Raw genomic sequence first — 18,613 nt, 5'->3', positions numbered from 1 at the left:
ATTCGATTAACCTCGAAAGGACTCAACATGAAACCCATCCAGCTGACCCTCGCCGCCTCGACGCTCGCCGTGCCCGCCTTTGCGCAGGACACCCGCGAGATGGACGCCCATGTGCATGGCGTCTCCACCGCGCAGATCGCCATCGAGGACGGCACGCTCGAGATCGACATCGTCTCGCCCGGCATGGATATCGTCGGCTTCGAATACGAAGCGACGTCCGCCGAGGATCAGGACGCGGTGGAGGCCGCCATCCGCACCATGCTGTCGCCCGAGAACATCGTGACCCTGCCCGAGGCCGCCGGTTGCCGGCTGACCGACATCCTGGCCCACCTGCATGGCGGCGATCACGATCACGAGGATGCGGATGCGCATATGGACGAGGATCACGATCACGAGGAGCATGCCGAAGGCGACGACCATGACCACGATCATGAGGACGCGCATGCGGAAGACGACCACGACCACGATCACGACGACGCGCAGGCCGAGGACGACCACGATCACGACGATCACGCGGAAGAGGCGCAGCACAGCGAATTCCACATCACCTATGCCTTCGCCTGCGAGGACGAGACCGCACTGACCACGATCTTCTTCCCGTTCTTCGACCAGTTCGAGAACGCGCAGGAGATCGAGGCCGAATACGTCACCGAAGCGGGTGCCGGTCAGGCCGAAATCGGGCGCGACGCACCGGAGCTTGCGCTGGAGTGACGATCGTCGACCCGGTGCTGACGCTCGAAGACGTCCGCTTCCGCTGGCCGGGGCGGGCGTCTTTCGGCCTGTCCGTACCGGGTTTCCGGGTGGAGCAGGGCGAAAGCGTCCTGCTTCTGGGCGAAAGTGGCTCCGGCAAGTCGACCTTGCTGTCCCTGATCTGCGGGATCGTCACCGCGGACGGTGGGCGTATCACGGTGGGCGGCACCGATCTGTCCGCCCTTCGTGCCGGGGCGCGCGACCGGTTCCGGGCCGAACGGATCGGCGTGATCTTTCAACAGTTCAACCTGCTGCCTTATGCCAGTGTGTCCGACAACATTCTGCTGCCGCTGCAATTTGCCCCCGAACGGCGCAGCCGCGCCGCAGCGGGCGAGGTCGCCACCTTGTGTTCCGCGCTGGGCCTGCCGGACGGGATTGCCGGGACCTCCGCCGGGCGGCTGTCGGTCGGCCAGCAGCAGCGGGTCGCCGTGGCCCGCGCCCTGATCGGGCAACCATCGCTGATCGTCGCGGACGAGCCGACCTCGGCCCTGGATGCTGCGACGCAGACCACGTTCCTCGGCCTGCTCTTCGACCGGATCGCAGCTGCGGGGTCGTCGCTGCTGATGGTCAGCCATGACGAAAGGCTGGGCGCGCGCTTCGACCGGGTCGTGCACCTTTCCAATATCGCCCGGACCGAACGGATGGCCGCATGATCCTGCGGCTTGCCCTGGGGTCGCTTCTGGCGCGGGCGTTGACCGTGAGCATGACGATCCTCGCCATCGCCTTGTCGGTTGCCCTGTTCCTCGGGGTCGAGAACGTCCGCGTGGGTGCGCGGGCCAGTTTCGCCGACACGATCTCCGGCACGGATCTGATCGTCGGGGCGCGCTCGGGGTCCGTCCAATTGCTGCTCTATTCCGTGTTCCGGATCGGCAATGCCACCAACAATGTGACCTGGGAAAGCTACCAGGACATCGCGGCACGCCCGGAGGTCGACTGGATCGTCCCGATATCGCTCGGGGACAGCCACCGGCAGTTCCGGGTCATGGGCACCACGCAAGCCTTTTTCGACCATTACAAGTATCGCGGCGGCCGGTCCCTTGCCATCGAAGAGGGGCAGGGCCTCGATGACCTTTACGACGCAGTGATCGGGGCGGAGGTCGCGGCGGCCCTCGATTACGAGGTGGGCGACCCGATCGTGGTCTCGCACGGGTTGGCCAGCTTCACGGATCACGACGACCAGCCGTTCCGCGTCGCCGGGATCGTCGCGCGCACCGGTACGCCGGTCGATCGCACGGTGATCGTCAGCCTCGAGGCGATCGAGGCGATCCACGTCGATTGGCAGTCGGGCGCGCAGATCCCCGGCCAGACCACGCCGGTCGAGCGGATCCGGCAGATGGACCTGACCCCGACGGCGGTGACCGCGGCCCTGGTCGGGGTGGACTCCCGGCTGCAGATCTTCGGCTTGCAACGGGCGATCAACACCTACCCAGAGGAGCCGCTTCTGGCGATCCTGCCGGGCGTCGCCCTGCAGGAGCTCTGGCAGATCGTCGGCGTGGCCGAGACGGCGCTGGTCGGCGTGTCGGCCATGGTGGTGGTCACGGCGCTTCTGGGGATGATGGCGATGATTTTCTCGTCGCTCAACGAACGGCGTCGGGAAATGGCGATCTGGCGGGCGATGGGGGCAAGGCCGGCGACGATCTTGGGCCTGCTGTTGCTGGAGGCGACGCTCATGGCGGCGATCGGCGCGATCCTGGGGCTGGCCCTGCTCTATGCCGGGTTGCTCGTCGCCCAACCGCTGGTCGACAGCGCGTTCGGCCTGTGGCTGCCGATCGACGCGCCGAGCCTGCGGGAGCTGACCGTTCTCGCAGGTGTGATCGCCGTGGCAGCGGTTGCGAGCCTTTTGCCCGCCCTCAGGGCCTATCGCCTGTCGCTCGCCGATGGCATGATGGTCCGGATATGACCCGCCTAGACCCATCCAGACGCAGCTTCATGGCGCTTGCCGCCGCGACCTTTCTGCCGGGTCGCGCCTTCGCCGACTCATTCCGTGAAATCGCGTGGCCGGACCTGATCCCCCGGGGCGTGCCCTACGGGGAAATCATCGGCCCCGGCCAGATGGACGTCATGAACGATACCTGGGTGCCGGAGTTCGACGAGAATGCCAGCAAGGTGAATACCCGGCGGGACGGGCAACCGGTGAAGCTGCCGGGCTATATCATTCCGTTCGACATCGGGGCCGACGGCGTGACCAGCTTCATGCTCGTGCTTTACGTGGGCGCCTGTATCCACACGCCGCCGCCGCCGCCGAACCAGCTTGTCTTCGTGACCACCCGGACGCCTTGGCCGAGCGAGTCGATGTGGGATCCCGTCTGGGTGTCCGGGCGCCTGCAGGCCCGGGCGATGACCACCCAGATCGCCGATGTCGGCTACCAGATCGGGGCCGAACGGATCGAAATCTACGAATGGCAATGACCCTGCCCTCGCGGCGCGGTCTCGCTTGGTGACGGGGCTTGCGGGGCGCGCTTTTGCGAAAACGGCGGTCGAACGCGCGTGGCGGGACCTTCTGCCCAATGGCGATGCGTCCCTCCCCGGGAACCTGGCGGGCCTCATGCCGCAGGATGAAGGGCAGCCTTCCCGCCCGGCCGCCGATGTCGACGGGCGTGCGTACGGACCGAAACGGGCAGATCGTCCGGCTCCAAGGTTTCATCGTGCCGATCGGTTACGAGGGGGCCGGAACCGCAGCTTTGATTTTCATGCCTTTCGTTTGCGCCTTCGTGCACGTGCCTTTGCCCACGGCAACTTAACTCCTCTTCGTGACCGCCGTCCGGCCCTATTAAAGCTCCGGCCAGTTCGAGGCCGTCAGCCGGTCGGCCTGTTCGAAACCGTGTCGACCCCGATCCGGTTCGCCGAGATCGGTTATACACTGTTGGCGGATGAGGTCAGACCGCATCGGGCCCGGGGCCAGTTAAGATAAAATAGTTCGCTGACGATTTTGAATGTCCCCCATCCGGATCTCGCGAGGGGACCCGCGGCGATGTCGGTCGTCCGAGACGATGCTCGACATTTTGCAAAATTGCGATATCGGGGCCTCGACCGAGGAAAACTGACCCGTGGTGACCCCGTGACCGATCTGCCGAACATAGACTTCGACCACCTGCACGCCATCGATCCCGCAGACTACGCGAACGAAAGCGATGACGGTCACGCGCCGCGTATCCTGATCCTGCACGGGTCGCTGCGCAGCCGCTCCTATTCGCGGCTCCTGGCTGAGGAAGCGGGCCGGCTCCTTGAGCATTGGGGCGCGGAGGTTCGCCATTTCGACCCCACGGGTCTGCCTCTGCCCGACGCGGCCGAGGCGGATCATCCCAAGGTCGCGGAATTGCGCGACCTTGCGACATGGTCCGAAGGGATGGTCTGGTCCTCGCCCGAGCGTCATGGCGCGATGTCGGCGGTGATGAAGGCGCAGATCGACTGGATTCCGCTCTCGCTCGGGGGGGTGCGACCCACGCAGGGCAAGACCCTTGCGCTTTGCCAGGTCTGCGGCGGATCCCAGAGTTTCAACACGGTGAACCAGATGCGCATTCTGGGGCGCTGGATGCGCATGGTCACGATCCCGAACCAGTCTTCTGTGCCGAAGGCTTGGGACGAGTTCGACGACGCGGGCCGGATGCGGTTTTCCCCGCTCTACCTGCGTATCGTCGACGTGATGGAGGAGTTGATGAAGTTCACCTACATGGTGCGCGGTCGCAGCGCGTCCCTCACCGACCGGTATTCCGAACGCGTGGAAAGCGCGGCGGAGCTATCGGTCCGGGTCAACACGCCCAGGCTTTGACGCGGCGGGTCGCCCGCGGCCCCGGGAACGGCGCCCTTTGCCAGATACGCAAGCGACCGGTGAACGAGGAGGCCCGCACCGCACGGCGGGGCCTCCTGTCGGCTGCAAGTCCTACTCGGCGGTGACGGAAAAGAGCATCGTCTCGCCGGAGTGTTCGTCGACACCGTCATTGTCCGTGGAAACCCACATCGTGCCGTCGGCCGCGATGGCCAGCCCTTCGACCTTGTCGAGCACGTAACCGCCCGTCGAGGTCAGGTGGGGCAACAGGTCGACGACCAGTTCGGGCTCCAACACGGCGGGAGTCTCGCCAAGGGGAACCATCTGGTCCAAGGCGCTCATCGGGATCCGTGTGATGATCTTCGTCACGGCGCGGGCGTCGAGCTGGTTGTCGCGCTCGATGAAGTAGACGTGGTCGTCGTGGGCCACGATCTCGGACAGGCCGACCCAGCCGGTCGACGGCTCGGTCAGCGGGTAGTGGATCACCGACCATTCCTCGGACGAAATGTCGTAGCCCAGCACCTTCGCGTGATGCTCCGGATCGTCGCGCCATTCGCGCTGCACGGCGATGTAGAGCATGTCGTCCACACGGGTGATCCCCTCGAAGCCGTAGCGGGTTTCGACGGCGAGAAGTTCCTCGGGGAGGGTGACGTAATCCTCGATTTCACCGTCGGCCGCCACGTGATAGATCGCATGCGGAACGAGCCGATCCGAGCGGCCTTCGGAGGCGATCCAGAACCCACCCTCGCCATCGAGCGCGATGCCTTCCATGTCCATCAGCTGCGCGGGCTGGCCCGCGCGCGTCACGCGGATCGCGTCGATGATCCGGGCCGGCGTTTGCGTCACGTCGATCTCGAAAATCGTGGGCTGCATCGCGTAGAAGCTGTCGGAGACGGCGTACATCGTGCCGTCCTCTTCCATGACCTGGCCGGAGATCGCGCCCCAACCGGTCAGCTCGTCCATGCCCGCCGAGGTTAGGTGCGGATAGACCGCCGGCGCGTCCTGGTATTTGAAGAGCATGACATGCGCACGGGGGCCTTCGTCGTCGGTCTCGTTGGCCGAGATGAGCAGGTTGCGCCCGGGGATCGTGACGTAGCCTTCCGGACCGATACCAGACGGCAGAAGCTGCCGCAGGACCGGGGCCGAGGGGTCGGTCACGTCGTAGACGCCGACGACCGAGGCCCGTTCGGCCCCGACGAAGACGAAGGGCGTGTCACCGAAGGTGTCGAAGGTCACGCTTTCCGGCTCGACACCCTTGTTGCCCGAACGCTGCTCGGGGTAATGGCCGATCTCGATGATGGCGGTCTCGAACGCCATGCCGGCATCGTAGATCAGCTCCCCATCCTGGCTGAAGATCGACCAGCCGCGCGACCCACCGTCCATGTCGCCCTCGTTGGCCATGGCGAAATGCGTGTCGTCGATCCAGGCGATGCTGTCGGGCTCGCGCGGGACGGTGATCGTGTCGGTGAAGACCAGCGCGCCTTCCTCTTCGGTGTCGACGCCGTCCAGCGTGACCTCACCTGCGGAAAAATGACTCAGGACTTCGCCGGCTGCGGACAGGACCACGATGTGGTTGTTCTCCTGCATCGTCACGACGACTTCGTTTTCCGCGTTGATCGAGACGAACTCGGGCTCGGGGTCTTCGGGGGCGATGTCGGCCAGTCCGGTCACGTCGGCGGTCCGCGCCGTGTCGCAATCGATCTGTCCGTCCTCGGTCAGGTCCGCCATGAAGACCGATCCCGCGGGCAGCTGGCCCACGCGACCGTCGCCCAGATCCTCGTCGCGCTCGTTCTCGATCGCGACCGCCACGAAGGAACCGTCGGGGGCCACGGCGACGCTGTCGGGTTGGCCGGGCAGATCGCACCGGCCGACTTCCTGCTGCGTGGTGACGTCGATTTCGACCAGGTAGCCCGAGGGGTTGGTGAAACTTTCCGAGGTGTTCACCCCGGCCAGCGCGTGGTTGCCGATCACGGCGACCGACGTCGGCTCGCCTTCGGGCATGAAGACGCCGGCGGCGGTGGGATTGGCCGGGTCGGTGATGTCGATGAAGCCGATCGAAGCGCCCGGGCTGTCGGTGTAGACGAGGGTCATGCCGTCCTCGGTCGCGGCGATGATCTCGGCCGAGGTTTCCTCGGCGTCGGGCAGGTTGTCGGCGACACGGAAGGACGCGATGCGGTTGAAGTTCATGTCCTGTGCCGAAGCCGGCACGGCAAGACACATGAGGGCCGACGTTGTCGTCAGCACGCGAATGGCCATTTTCATTCTCCCTTATGGCGTCGAACGGATGGGCGCGACCGGGCGCGCAACCGCCGCCCTTATGGTCGCGGCCATGTAACAGGCCCGCGACGGTGGGCGCTGAATGTGACCATCCGCGACACGGGACGCCTTCGTTCGCACGCGCCTAGATGGAAGCGCCTAGACGGTCTTGCCTTACAGACGCGGCGCTATTCCGTGGTTTGCGCAAAACGGCTCTTCAGCAGCGCTTCCGCGTATTCTTCCACGGCGGTGCTGTCCCACACCACGCCGCCGCCCACGTTCAGCCGTGCCATGCCGTCCTGAACGATCAGGGTGCGGATCGCCACGTTGAAGCAGGACGTCCCATCCGGCGCGGCCCAGCCTATCGTGCCGCAATAGATCCCGCGTGCCGCGCGTTCCTGTGCCGCCAGGATCTGCATCGCCATGATCTTGGGCGCCCCGGTTATCGACCCGCAGGGAAAGAGCGCGCGAAGGATGTCCGACAGGGCCGCGTCCGGCATGAGCTGGCCCTGCACCGTGCTCGTCATCTGGAAGACGCTGGCGTAGGGTTCGATGTCGAACAGGCGCGGCACGCGGACGCTGCCGGTCCGGCAGACCCGTGACAGATCGTTGCGCAGCAGATCCACGATCATCGTGTTCTCGGCCAGGTTCTTGGGGTCCTGTCGCAGCCAATCGCGTCGCGCGACATCCTGGTCGGGCGTCTCGCCCCGGGCCACGGTGCCCTTCATGGGGCGCGTCTCGATCAGACCGTCGGGCGTGGTGCGGAAAAACAGCTCCGGCGAGCAACTGACGAAGGCCGGCGCATCCGGTCCCTGTTCGACAAGGGCCGCGTGCGGGACGGGCTGGCGGCGCAGAAGGTGCGCGTAAAGATCCACGGGCGCACCCTCGACCCCGGCAATGATGGGGAAGGTCAGGTTTGCCTGATAGATATCTCCGGCCTCGATCGCCGCGTGGATCGCGGCGAATGCCCGGTCGTAGTCCGCTTGCCCCAGTTGCGGCGCAACGTTCCTGACGGCGGCTTTTTCCGGCAGGGGGAGCCGGTCCCGGTTCGGGGCGTCGAAGACCCCGAAACGCAGAAGCGGACCGCGACGCACTTGCGGCAGGACGGCTAGGAGACGCGGTTCGAAGGCGTGACCCATCTCGTAGGTGGCGTAACCGGCAAGCCAGCCTCCCTTGGCCCGAACTGCATCCATCCGCGCCAGGGCGTCTGCGACCTCCGCCGGTTCCCAGGCCTCTATCACCTCGGAGGGGCGGTCGAAGACGAGGCCGTCGGTTTCGGTCGGATCGGCGTGATCGAACCTGAGTGTCAGCATCCAGCCTGCACCTTTGTGACAGATCCGCGCCGGTGCCCATACCTTGGCGACGTGAAGGACGAAAGCGCCACGTCAAGCCGCCTTCAACCGCGCCGGGATCAAGCCCCGCAGCGAGTTCCCGACCCAGACCTTTCGAGCAGCCCGAAGGTCGGCCAAGGTCAGAACCGCCTCCGCGAACCCATCGTCGAGAAGGGTCTGCCGCAGCACTCCCGGCAGCAGGCCGCAGGCAAGCGCGGGGGTCAGGCGTCGGCCTTGCGCGTCCTCCACGAAGAGGTTGGTGATCGTCCCCTCGCACAGTTCGCCGCGCTCGTTGGCGAATATGACCTCGTGGTCGGGCCGGGCGATCTGTTGCCGCACCTGGTCATAGAGCGCGCGGTTCGACGATTTGATCCGAAGCCATAAGTCGTCCGATCGCAACCGGACAGGGGAAAGTTCGACCGTCCAGGGGCCGGCGTGCGGCGCCATAGGGGATGTCTCGATCTTGACCGAGCCTTCATCATCGAGGGTCAGGCGACAGCGACGCGGTGCCTCTTCCTTCATCATCTCTGCCGACAGTCCCGCGACCTGTGCGTCCAGCCGCTGCGGATCGGAGGGATACCCAAGGTGCTCTGCACTCCGCAGCAACCGGGCACGGTGCAGGGGCCAGCGGCGTATGCCCTCTTGCGGCCAGAAGCCGAAAGTCTCGATCAGGAAAGGGCGCAGGCCACCGCGCGTTGCCTCGGGGACGGTCATCGGGGGCTGATCTTTTCTTCATGGTCGACGCTCCCGGGTATGCGCGGAGCGCTAATCATGCGAAAGACCTGCAACGACCGTCTCCAAGGGTTTTACGGCGGAAGCGTCGTCACCGTCGCCGCAAGAGCCAGATGAAGAACGCGCCGCCGATCAACCCGGTGACGATCCCGATCGGAATGTCGTCCGGTGCCATCACCGTCCGTGCAAGGATGTCGCACCAAAGCAAAAAGACTGCCCCGAACAGGGCCGAAACCGGGAGGACGCGGGCGTAGCTGCCACCGACGACCATCCGTGCGATGTGGGGGACCATCAGGCCGACGAAACCGATGACGCCGGAAAAGGCCACCATCACGCCGGTCACCAAGGCTCCGGCCACGAAAACTTCGAGCCGGAAGCGGGAAACGGCGATGCCGAGCGTGGAGGCGGTCTCGTCCCCCACGGTCATCGCGTCGAGATCCCCCGCCCGCAAACGAAACCACGCACCGCACAGGATCAACACGCCGAGCGGAAAGATCAGCTGCGACCATTGCGCGAGGCCAAGCCCGCCCAGCATCCAGAACACCACCGTATGCGTCGCGCGCGGATCGCCCAGGAAGATCATCACATTGGCCGCGGCCATGATGACGAACGACACGGCGACCCCCGCCAGCACGAGCCGGTCGGCCGACCCCGAATTCGTGATCCGCGCCACGCCAAGGACCAGCCCCATCGCGCCGAGCGCGCCGAGGAAGGCGAAGACCGGCACCGTGGCGAGACCCAGCACGAAGCCCGTGTGCAAGAGCGCCGTGATCGCACCGAAGGCCCCGCCCGACGAGATCCCCAGAAGGTGCGGATCGGCCAGCGGATTGCGCGTCACCGCCTGAAGCGTCGCCCCCACCAACGCAAGCCCCGCACCGACCAATGCCGCCAGGATCGCGCGCGGCAGGCGCAGGTTCCAGACGATGGCCTCGTGCCCCGCGCTCCAGACCGGTTCGACTGCACCGGGCACCAGATGGTTCAGGATCACGCCCCAGACGGTGCCGGTGCTGACGCCGACGGCGCCCAGGCTGACGGCGGCCGAGAAGGATACCGCCAGCACCAGGCCCGACAGCCCGAGCGCCGTTGGAAAGGCGCGGGACCTGGTTCCCGCGCTTGTCGCTGTCAGGGCGTCGCTCACTCCCGTGCCTCTGCGAAGGCCGTGGCGAGGGTGCCGATCGCCTCGATGTTGCGCGGCCCCGGCGTCGCCTCGACGTATTCGAGCGTGACGAAATTGTCCTCTCGCACCGCCGTGAGGTCGGCGAAGGCCGGGTTCGACATCATGAAGTCACGCTTCTGCTCGGCGGTGACATCGCCGTAGTTGACGATGACGATGACCTCCGGGTCGCGTTCGATGACCTCTTCCCAGCCGACGGTGGCCCAGCTCTTCTCGAAATCATCCATGATGTTGGTGCCGCCCGCCGCCTCGATCAACGCGGTAGGCATCGCGTAGCGCCCGGCGGTGAAGGGCGTATCCTCGCCGCTGTCGTAGACGAAGACGCGCGGGCCTTCGGCCGGATCGACGCCGTCCGTCATCGCGGCCACTTCGTCCTGCCAGCCCGCGACCAGCTCTTCCGCACGGTCGGAGACGCCGAAGATCGCGCCGAGGTTGTCGATGTCGGCATAGAGGTCGTCGAGGCTCGCCTTGGACTTGTCCATGATGTGCGTGCAGCTTTCGGTCAGCTCGTAAACCTGGATACCGAAGGGTTCCAGCGTCTCGGGCGTGACCTCTCCACCGACGCGCATGCCGTAGTTCCAGCCGGCGAAGAAGAAATCGGCGCCCGCACCCAGCAGAACCTCGCGGCTGGGATATTGCGCGGACAGTTCGGGCAGCTCCTCGACGCCTTCGCGCAGGCGTTCGTCCAGCGTCTTCCAACCCGAGATCCCGGTATAGCCGACCATCCGGTCGGTGAGGCCGAGCGCCAGCATCATCTCCGTCAGGTTGACGTCGTTCGAGATCGCGGCTTCCGGCGCGTCCTCGAAGGTCACCTCGCGGTCGCAGCTTTGGACGATGACGGGATAATCCTGCGCCGCGGCGGGCGTGGCCAGCAGGGCGAGGGGAAGAATGAAGGTGCGGTTCATGGATCAGATCTTTTCGGAGTTGGGAAGGTGATAGGTGAAATGGGCCCACCCCGACGGCTCGAGCCGTTCGCGGCGGGCGGTGATGTCGAAGGCGCGGGCGACATTGTCCTCGGTCAGCACGGCGTCCGGCGCGCCGAAGGCCAGCGCCGTGCCGCCCGACAACACGAGCACGTCATCGCAAAGGCCCGCTGCAAGGTTCAGGTCATGCAGGCTGAGGACGACCGTCACGCCAAGACCGCGCACGAGGGCGAGCACCTCGAGCTGGTGACGGATGTCGAGATGGTTGGTCGGCTCGTCGAGGATCAGCACCTGCGGTTCCTGCACAAGCGCGCGCGCCACCATCACCCGCTGCTTCTCGCCGCCCGAGAGGGTGCCAAAGAGCCGGTCCGCCATCGGTGCAAGGTCCAGCCGATGGAGCGAGGCCGCGATGATGCCCGCGTCCCGCGCGCCGCCGGAGGCGAGGCCGCTGCGGTGCGGGGTGCGGCCAAGGGCCACAATCTCTCGCACGGTCAAAGCGAAGTCGGTCGGCTGTTCCTGCAATACGGCGGCCACCCGGCGCGCGGTGTCGCGGGCCGTGAGGCGCCAGATATCGTCGCCGCCGATACGCACGGTCCCGGTGTGCGGGCGGTGATAGCGGTAGAGCAGGCGCAGCAGCGTCGACTTGCCCGCCCCGTTGGCCCCCACGATTCCCAGCGTGCGACCGGCGGCGAGGTCGAAGCCGATGTCGCGCAGGATCGCAGGCCGACCGGGCGGCCCCCACCCGAGGTCTTCGACCGTAACGCAGGCGGGCGTCACTGCACTGCCTCTGCATCGGCGCGGATCACGGCGGCCGGCACCCGCGCGAGGGCGGTGTGCCGTAACTTGCCCGGTCGCTCCGCCGCCTTGAACCAGCCGTCGTCGGAGTCCGCATACATCCGCCCGAATTCCACGAGTGCGGCCACGTCCTCGTCCGCGTCGATGTCGCCGAAAAGCCAGACCGTCTTGCCGCAGGCGCGGTAGGCCACGGTGCAGGGCCGTCCGCATCCCGCAAGGCAGGCGGTGCCGCTCACCTCGAAGTCGGGGCCTGCGGCAGGCCCCGCCCGATCGAAAGCGGCGCGCAAGCGGCGAATGAGGTCAAGGCCCGGCCTGCAGTCGGTGCTCTGGTGTCGGCACGAGGTGCAGACGGTCAAGACGTGTTTCGAAGTCCGGTCCATGCAGCCCTCCGCGCATACGCGGGGTGCGTGCGGACAAGAGGGACCGGCGATATGTGACCGGCAACAGCCGACAAGCCATCATGGCCTCCTGCCGGGACACCCCGCCCGGTTGAGATTCATCGATGACGGCAGGTCTCCTGACTTGCGGGTCACGGCCTGTCCCGACCCTTCCCGGACCGTTGGCCCAGTGGTCGTATCGGGTGGCTCGCCGCTTACAGTTGCGGGGGCAGTCACGGAATTGGCGCCTGATGGCTACACCGCACCGTGTTCCCTTTTCATCCCGCTTGCCTTGGGGCGCGCAGGAACCATCTACGGGGACCATGATCGTAAGCCGAATGTGGGTCAACGGGGTATCGGCGCCCCGGATCGAAACGGCGAACCGGTCGGCGCGTCGTGGCTTGCACCTATCTTCTGCGTATCGGCGATCGACACCACCGCGCCGCGCCGGACGAGGCCGGGCAAACTCCCAGCGTGTTTGTCGCCAGTTTCACCGATTGCGGACTGGGACAAAGCATTTCCGCGTCGAGCACCTGATTCGATAGTGCGCAACAGGCCGTGCGGACTGCTTCGATGAAGAGGGAACATCGTTTTCCTGAAGCGCGTTTTGTAGGTGTTATCGAGAGTAAGAGCAGCATGACCCATCGTCGCCCTGTCCCCATCGACCGCCAGGTCGTCGTCCTCACCGGTGCCACTTCGGGGATCGGCCTCGCGGCGGCCCGGTTGCTGGCCTCCAAGGGGGCGGCCCTCATGCTCGTGGCCCGGAACGAGGCGGCGCTCGGTCAGGTGGCGGCTGACATCCGGGCTGCCGGAGGAGCGGCAGATCACGCCGCAGCAGATGTCGGCGACAGGGCGGCGATGGAGGCCGTGGCCCGCCAGGCGGTCCAGAGGTTCGGGCGAATCGACACCTGGGTGAACAATGCCGGTGTCGCGATCTACGCGCGCTTGGCCGATACGCCAGACGACGAACACGAGCGGCTGTTTCGCACCAATTACTTCGGTGTTCGGAACGGCTCGCTCGTCGCATTGTCGCACATGCGCGAACGCGGCGGAACGATCATCAACATGGGCACCATCGGCTCGGAGGTTCCGAGCGCGATCCTCGGGGCCTATACCGCGTCAAAGCACGCGATGCGGGCCTTCACCGAAGCGCTGCGCCAGGAACTCATCATGGACGGCGTGCCGGTCACGGTCGCCCTGTTGCTGCCCGGCGGCGTCGCGACCCCGCTTGCGGAACATGCAGCCGTCCATGCGGAAGGTGATGCGCTGATCCCGCGTCCGACCTATGACCCGCAGGTCGTGGCCGAGGCCATCCTTGATGCCGCCTGTCACAGTCGCGGCAATGTTCACGTGGGCGGGCAGGGGCTGTTCACGGTCGCAGCGACGCGGCTCTTGCCCGGGCTCAACGACCGGATCGGCAAGACGACGGCCCGCACGCTTCTCGATCAAGGGAAGTGGGTCGATCGGCCAGGCGATCTCTTCCACCCGGGCGAGGGCGGTCGGCAGCGATCGCTGTCTCAAAGTGGACGAATTGGCAGTTTGCACGCCGCGGCCCGATGCCATCCGATCCCCCTGGGGCTGGCCTTGGGCGCGATCGGAGGATTCGCGGCCTGGAAGATACTGAAGAACAAGACCTGACCTCTGGATATGGCCGGACCGTTACGTTCTCCGGTTCGTTGACTGACTGATAGGGGGGCCGAAGTTCGATCAATCTGTGCAACGGCTTTCCGCCCTAGGGCACTCCGAACCTAGAAAGTATCATCCCCGGAACGCGCTCTGTCACGATGGCGCGTCGGCGGTCGGGATGCTACGCATCGCCTCCTCTCGGTTTTATGAGTTCGAGCATCACGTAGCCCCCCCGACCCTGCGATTTAAATAAAGGCAGGGGTAACGACCTTGGATAGGTTTGGTTCGCGTTTGCATCCCCTTCATGCGTCTTCGCTGAGGTTGGGTGCGAAGATCAGCGATTGATGTGCTGCGAACCCGGCCATCGCCCCCGCTGCCGCGGCCAGCGTCGCATTGGCCATCGCGGCGGCAAGGTCCCCCGCGGCGAAAACGCCGGGAATGCTGGTCGCCTGCTTTCCGTCCACGGCGATGTAGGGGCCGGTCGGACCGTCCGTCGTCTTGCAGCCCAGTTCGGCACCAAGGCCGTCAGCAAGCGCAGTCTGCGGCGCGATGAACAGACCCACCACCGGGACTTCGCGCCCGTCCTCCAACTGCACCGCGTCGAGCGCCGGGGCCGGGCCGGACAGGCTAATGATCGGCACGTCCTCGATCGCGACGCCTCGCGCGGCCAGCGTCCGCCGGTGTTCTTCGGTCGGCACGAATGCGCCTTGTGTGAAGAGCGTGGTCGGCCCCCAGTCGGGCAGCAGCATCGCCTGGTGCATGGCCATCTCGTTCCGGGCCAGTACGCCAACGGGTCCACGGTTCAGTTCGTAGCCGTGGCAGTAAGGACAATGCAGGACACCATGGCCCCAGCGTTCAGGCAGGCCGGGCAGATCCGGCAGCGTATCGCGAACACCGTAGGCGAGGACAAGCCGGTGGGCCGTGACCGCGGCGCCGCTCGCCAATGCCATGTGGAAACCGTCACCATGCCGGGACGCTGTGACCGCCGCGTCCTCTTCGAATGTGACGGTCGAATAGAGACCAAGTTCATTGCGCAAAGTCGCCCTGATCTCCTCCGGTCGCTTGCCGTCTTGCCCGGGAAAACCGTGTGACGTGGCGGCATAGCGATTGCGGGGGAGTCCGTATCGAGCACCAGCACATCCCGCCGCGCCCGGGCCAACTGCATGGCGGCCGAGAGACCGGCGAAGCTGCCCCCTACACGGCCTCAGAAATCCAGGTGTTCGACGCTCAACGCGTTGTTCTGGATGAACTCGCGCCGGGGTTCGACGACGTCGCCCATCAGCTTGGTAAACAAATCGTCGGCTTCGGCCACGTCCTCGACCTTGACCTGCAGCAAGGTGCGCGCATCGGGGTCGAGCGTGGTTTCCCACAGCTGGTCGGGATTCATCTCTCCCAACCCCTTGTAGCGCTGCAAGGTCAGGCCGCGTTCGCCTTCTTCCAGGATCGCCAGCAGCAGATCGAGTGGCCCGTGGATCAGCTGGCTGCGGTCCTTGCGGTGCAGGCTGGCCGGCAGTTCGTAGACGTCCTGAAGGGCTTTCGTGAAGCTGCCGGTCTTGCGCGCCTCGCCGGAGCGGAGCATCGGGCCGTCGAGGGTGCGGACCTCTTCGACGCCACGCAGGATGCGTGCCAGACGGATGCCATGATCCTGCGTGATCCGGCCTTGCCAGCCGCGCTCCCATTCCAGCGCGATCAGGTTCAGGCGCTGGGCGACCTTGTCCGCCACGCCTTGCAGGTCCTCCGACACGGCGCCCGGGGCAAAGGCCCCCGCGATCGCCGCCTGTTCGAGGATATGGCGCGGATAATGGGTCGGGAAGGCGTCCAGCACGCGCTTCAGGCTGCGCGCGTCGTTCACCACCCTGCGAAGATCCTGCCCCGTCAGCTCCTGCCCGTCGCCAAGGCGCAGCATGGCGCCGTCGACACCCTGTTCGATCAGGAAGTCGTCCATCGCCGCCTGGTCCTTGAGGTAGACCTCTGACTTGCCGCGCTGCACTTTGTAAAGCGGCGGCTGCGCGATGTAGAGGTAGCCACCCTCGATCAGTTCGGGCATCTGGCGGAAGAAGAAGGTCAGCAAAAGCGTGCGGATATGCGCACCGTCCACGTCGGCGTCGGTCATGATGATGACCTTGTGATACCGCAGCTTGTCGATGTTGAACTCGTCGCGGCCGATGCCGGTGCCGAGCGCCATGACGAGGTTGCCGATCTCCTGGCTGCCCAGCATACGATCGAAGCGCGCGCGCTCGACGTTCAGGATCTTGCCCTTGAGCGGCAGGATCGCCTGCGTGCCACGATCGCGCCCCGTCTGGGCGGAACCGCCGGCGCTGTCACCCTCGACAAGGAACACTTCAGTCTTGGTCGGGTCCTTCTCGGAGCAGTCCTTGAGCTTGCCGGCAAGGAAATTCACGTCCATCGGGTTCTTGCGACGCGTCAACTCGCGGGCCTTGCGGGCGGCTTCGCGGGCAAGGGCCGCCTCCACGATCTTGCCGACGATGGTCTTGGCGATCTGGGGGTTCTCCTCGAACCACTCGGAGAGCTTTTCGCCGACGAGGTTCTCGACCGCGGGGCGTACCTCGGACGAGACCAGCTTGTCCTTAGTCTGGCTGGAGAATTTCGGATCGGGCACCTTCACCGACAGCACGCAGGTCAACCCTTCGCGGGCGTCGTCGCCGGTGAAACTGACCTTCTCGCGCTTGGCGATGCCGGATTCGGTTGCGTAGCGGGTCAGCGTGCGGGTCAGGGCCGCGCGGAAGCCGGCCATGTGGGTGCCGCCATCGCGCTGGGGGATGTTGTTGGTGAAGGGCAGCACCATCTCGTTGTAGCTGTCGTTCCACCACATCGCGACCTCGACCCCGATGTCGTCGCGCTCGCCCTTCACGTAGATCGGTTCCGGCAGGATCGAGGTCTTGGACCGGTCGAGGTACTTGACGAATTCTCGCACGCCGCCGTCGTAGTACAGTTCCGTGCGCAAGGGCTCCGCCGGGCGTTCGTCGGTCAGGATGATCCGCACGCCGGAGTTCAAAAACGCCAATTCGCGCAAACGCTTCTCCAGGACGTGGAAATCGTAATCGCGGTTCGAGAACGTCTCGGTGCTGGCCAGGAAGCGCACCTCGGTGCCCTTGCGGCCTTCGGCGTCGCCCAGCACTTCCAGGGGATGGGTGGTATAGCCGCCTTCGAAGCGGGCGTAATGGGCCTTGCCGTCACGCCAGATCCGCAACTCCAGGTAGTCGGACAGGGCGTTCACGACCGAGACGCCCACCCCGTGCAAGCCGCCCGAAACCTTGTAGGAGTTCTGGTCGAATTTCCCGCCGGCGTGCAGCTGGGTCATGATGACCTCCGCCGCGCTGACGCCTTCGCCCTTGTGCATGTCGACCGGGATGCCGCGGCCATTGTCGCCCACGCTGACCGACCCGTCGGCGTGGATCGTGACGCTCACGTGGTCGGCGTGACCTGCCAGGGCCTCGTCGATGCCGTTGTCCACGACCTCGTAGACCATGTGGTGCAGGCCCGAGCCGTCGTCGGTGTCGCCGATATACATGCCCGGACGTTTGCGGACCGCCTCCAAGCCCTTGAGAACCTTGATGGAATCGGCGCCGTAAGCGGTGTTCGGTTCGATGTCGTCGGCCATGCAATCCTGCCCCTTGTCTTATCCGCAAAATATATGCGTTTCCCGGTGGGTTGTCACCCGCTAACCCCTAGATTTTGTGGTCAGACGAAGGGGATGGCGAGGCCCACCGCGATCAGCAATCCGCCGGCCGTGAGGTTGGTCCGCCGCAGCGCGGCGGGGGAGGTCAGCAGACGGCGTGCGCGACCGAAGAATGCCGCCAGTACAAGGTTGCCGATCAGCGGAACCGCAAAGGAGGCGATGCAGATCACCGCGATGTCCGGACGGGTCAGGGCGCCGAGGTCGAAGAACCCCGGCAGCACGCCCATGTAGAACAGGATCGCCTTGGGGTTGCCCAGGATGACCGCAAGTCCGGCCAGGAATCCCGCCCACATGCCGGGCCGCGTCAACCGGCTGTCGGAGCCCACGCCGCTGTCGGCGTGTCGGATGACCAGTGCGCCCATGATCAGGAAGGTCACGCTTGCGACCCAGCGCAGCACGATCATGAAGTCCGCGTAGACCGACACGACCCAAGCCACGCCGAGGATCGCCAGAAGCGGCCAGAGCACGTCACCCACCACCACGCCCAAAGCAAGCGGCCAGGCCGCATTGAAGCCGCCCGAAAGCGTCCTTGCGATCAGCGCGACCCAGACCGGCCCGGGGGTAAGGAAGAGCGCGAAAAGAGCGCCGACATACAAGGCCAGATCCGGAAACGAGATCGTCATCAGAACAGGTGCCCCAGCAAATCCACGGGTGCCGCGAAGTCCCATTGCGCAGACCCCACCGGCAGGACCATCAAGGTGTCCTCCACCCGGCGCTTGACCCCGTGGGTCGTTGCATCGTCCAGGACCGTGTAGGTCAGCGTGTTGTTGGCGCGCACGAAGCCGTGGCCCGCATAGATCGGGCGATCTCCGAAAAGCACGATGAAGTCGGCCAGAGAGGCGCGTGAGGTCGCGATGGCCTCTTGCAAGAGCGCCGTCGCCAGCCCCTGGCCGCGGCGATCGGGATCGGTCGCGACTTCGGCGAGGCCGGTGATCGGCACGAGGCGGTCGCCCAGGCGGATATCGCGCATCAGCACGGCGATATGCCCCACGACGCGGCCCTTTTCGCCGCGGCACAGGACGCGGCAATGATGACGCTGCTTGTAGAAGGAGCGCCCGCCGAAGTCCGGCCCGAACGCCCGGTCGAGCAGATCCGCAATCCCCGCATCGTCCTCGACGCTCAGCGCCCATTCCGGGATTGTCTCAATATGCATGGGGCGTGCTCCTTTCTGGCTGGTGCGGTC

Annotated in this window: 18 protein-coding genes and 1 riboswitch; of the genes, 7 read left to right on the top strand and 11 right to left on the bottom strand. The window is 65.8% G+C overall.

The window, feature by feature from the left end; genetic code table 11:
• Positions 1–27: 27 nt before the first annotated feature.
• The 6 genes from EU805_RS13165 (at position 28) to arsH (ending at position 4,519) form a co-directional block, all read left to right on the top strand.
• A complete protein-coding gene (locus EU805_RS13165) occupies positions 28–711 on the top strand; it encodes a DUF2796 domain-containing protein (protein ID WP_129764449.1) in 684 nt (227 codons plus the stop codon).
• Between the two features lie 2 nt (positions 712–713).
• Positions 714–1,403 carry an ABC transporter ATP-binding protein gene (locus EU805_RS13160; RefSeq protein WP_165351954.1) on the top strand — a complete coding sequence of 230 codons (690 nt, stop codon included), beginning with the start codon at positions 714–716 and terminating at the stop codon, positions 1,401–1,403.
• On the top strand, positions 1,400–2,650 hold the full coding sequence (locus EU805_RS13155) for an ABC transporter permease (RefSeq protein ID WP_129764447.1): 1,251 nt from the start codon (positions 1,400–1,402) through the stop codon (positions 2,648–2,650). Before EU805_RS13160 ends, EU805_RS13155 begins: the two co-directional genes overlap by 4 nt.
• Positions 2,647–3,159 (top strand): DUF3299 domain-containing protein, encoded by a 513-nt coding sequence (locus EU805_RS13150; RefSeq protein ID WP_242494159.1) that lies wholly within the window; start codon positions 2,647–2,649, stop codon positions 3,157–3,159. The genes EU805_RS13155 and EU805_RS13150 overlap by 4 nt, the downstream gene beginning before the upstream one ends.
• 98 nt (positions 3,160–3,257) lie before the next feature.
• Entirely contained in the window at positions 3,258–3,491 is a 234-nt protein-coding gene (locus EU805_RS17960; protein WP_129764446.1) for a DUF3299 domain-containing protein, read from the top strand.
• 317 nt (positions 3,492–3,808) lie between these two features.
• Entirely contained in the window at positions 3,809–4,519 is a 711-nt protein-coding gene (arsH, locus tag EU805_RS13140; protein WP_255465893.1) for an arsenical resistance protein ArsH, read from the top strand.
• Between the two features lie 111 nt (positions 4,520–4,630).
• On the opposite strand, the gene EU805_RS13135 is transcribed toward arsH, so the two are convergent.
• From EU805_RS13135 to EU805_RS13105, 7 genes are all read right to left on the bottom strand, one after another.
• On the bottom strand, positions 4,631–6,772 hold the full coding sequence (locus tag EU805_RS13135) for an esterase-like activity of phytase family protein (RefSeq protein WP_129764444.1): 2,142 nt from the start codon (positions 6,770–6,772) through the stop codon (positions 4,631–4,633).
• A gap of 188 nt (positions 6,773–6,960) precedes the next feature.
• Complete coding sequence (locus tag EU805_RS13130; RefSeq protein ID WP_370318212.1) at positions 6,961–8,082, bottom strand: aminodeoxychorismate synthase component I; 1,122 nt, start codon at positions 8,080–8,082, stop codon at positions 6,961–6,963.
• Positions 8,083–8,157: 75 nt separating this feature from the next.
• On the bottom strand, positions 8,158–8,817 hold the full coding sequence (locus EU805_RS13125) for an aminotransferase class IV family protein (RefSeq protein ID WP_129764442.1): 660 nt from the start codon (positions 8,815–8,817) through the stop codon (positions 8,158–8,160).
• Positions 8,818–8,926: 109 nt separating this feature from the next.
• On the bottom strand, positions 8,927–9,907 hold the full coding sequence (locus tag EU805_RS13120; RefSeq protein WP_242494167.1) for an iron ABC transporter permease: 981 nt from the start codon (positions 9,905–9,907) through the stop codon (positions 8,927–8,929).
• Between the two features lie 62 nt (positions 9,908–9,969).
• Positions 9,970–10,914, bottom strand: a complete 945-nt coding sequence (locus EU805_RS13115; protein ID WP_129764441.1) for an ABC transporter substrate-binding protein — start codon at positions 10,912–10,914, stop codon at positions 9,970–9,972.
• A gap of 3 nt (positions 10,915–10,917) precedes the next feature.
• Positions 10,918–11,709, bottom strand: a complete 792-nt coding sequence (locus tag EU805_RS13110; protein WP_129764440.1) for an ABC transporter ATP-binding protein — start codon at positions 11,707–11,709, stop codon at positions 10,918–10,920.
• A complete protein-coding gene (locus EU805_RS13105; protein WP_129764439.1) occupies positions 11,706–12,107 on the bottom strand; it encodes a DUF1636 domain-containing protein in 402 nt (133 codons plus the stop codon). Before EU805_RS13105 ends, EU805_RS13110 begins: the two co-directional genes overlap by 4 nt.
• Before the next feature lie 109 nt (positions 12,108–12,216).
• Positions 12,217–12,432: riboswitch (cobalamin riboswitch) on the bottom strand.
• Positions 12,433–12,740: 308 nt separating this feature from the next.
• Between EU805_RS13105 and EU805_RS13100 the strand changes: the two genes are divergently transcribed.
• On the top strand, positions 12,741–13,742 hold the full coding sequence (locus tag EU805_RS13100; protein ID WP_129764438.1) for an SDR family oxidoreductase: 1,002 nt from the start codon (positions 12,741–12,743) through the stop codon (positions 13,740–13,742).
• Between the two features lie 290 nt (positions 13,743–14,032).
• On the opposite strand, the gene EU805_RS13095 is transcribed toward EU805_RS13100, so the two are convergent.
• From EU805_RS13095 to EU805_RS13080, 4 genes are all read right to left on the bottom strand, one after another.
• A complete protein-coding gene (locus tag EU805_RS13095; RefSeq protein ID WP_242494158.1) occupies positions 14,033–14,680 on the bottom strand; it encodes an NAD(P)/FAD-dependent oxidoreductase in 648 nt (215 codons plus the stop codon).
• Positions 14,681–14,934: 254 nt separating this feature from the next.
• Entirely contained in the window at positions 14,935–17,352 is a 2,418-nt protein-coding gene (gyrB, locus tag EU805_RS13090; protein ID WP_129764437.1) for a DNA topoisomerase (ATP-hydrolyzing) subunit B, read from the bottom strand.
• A gap of 80 nt (positions 17,353–17,432) precedes the next feature.
• Complete coding sequence (locus EU805_RS13085) at positions 17,433–18,053, bottom strand: LysE family translocator (RefSeq protein ID WP_129764436.1); 621 nt, start codon at positions 18,051–18,053, stop codon at positions 17,433–17,435.
• On the bottom strand, positions 18,053–18,583 hold the full coding sequence (locus EU805_RS13080) for a GNAT family N-acetyltransferase (RefSeq protein ID WP_129764435.1): 531 nt from the start codon (positions 18,581–18,583) through the stop codon (positions 18,053–18,055). The genes EU805_RS13085 and EU805_RS13080 overlap by 1 nt, the downstream gene beginning before the upstream one ends.
• Positions 18,584–18,613 lie beyond the last annotated feature (30 nt).

The sequence above is a fragment of the Salipiger sp. IMCC34102 genome, from assembly GCF_004145405.1.
GTDB lineage: Bacteria > Pseudomonadota > Alphaproteobacteria > Rhodobacterales > Rhodobacteraceae > Loktanella.
Note: the sequence above shows the minus strand (reverse complement) of the source record. Positions and strands in the feature narration are given on the sequence as shown.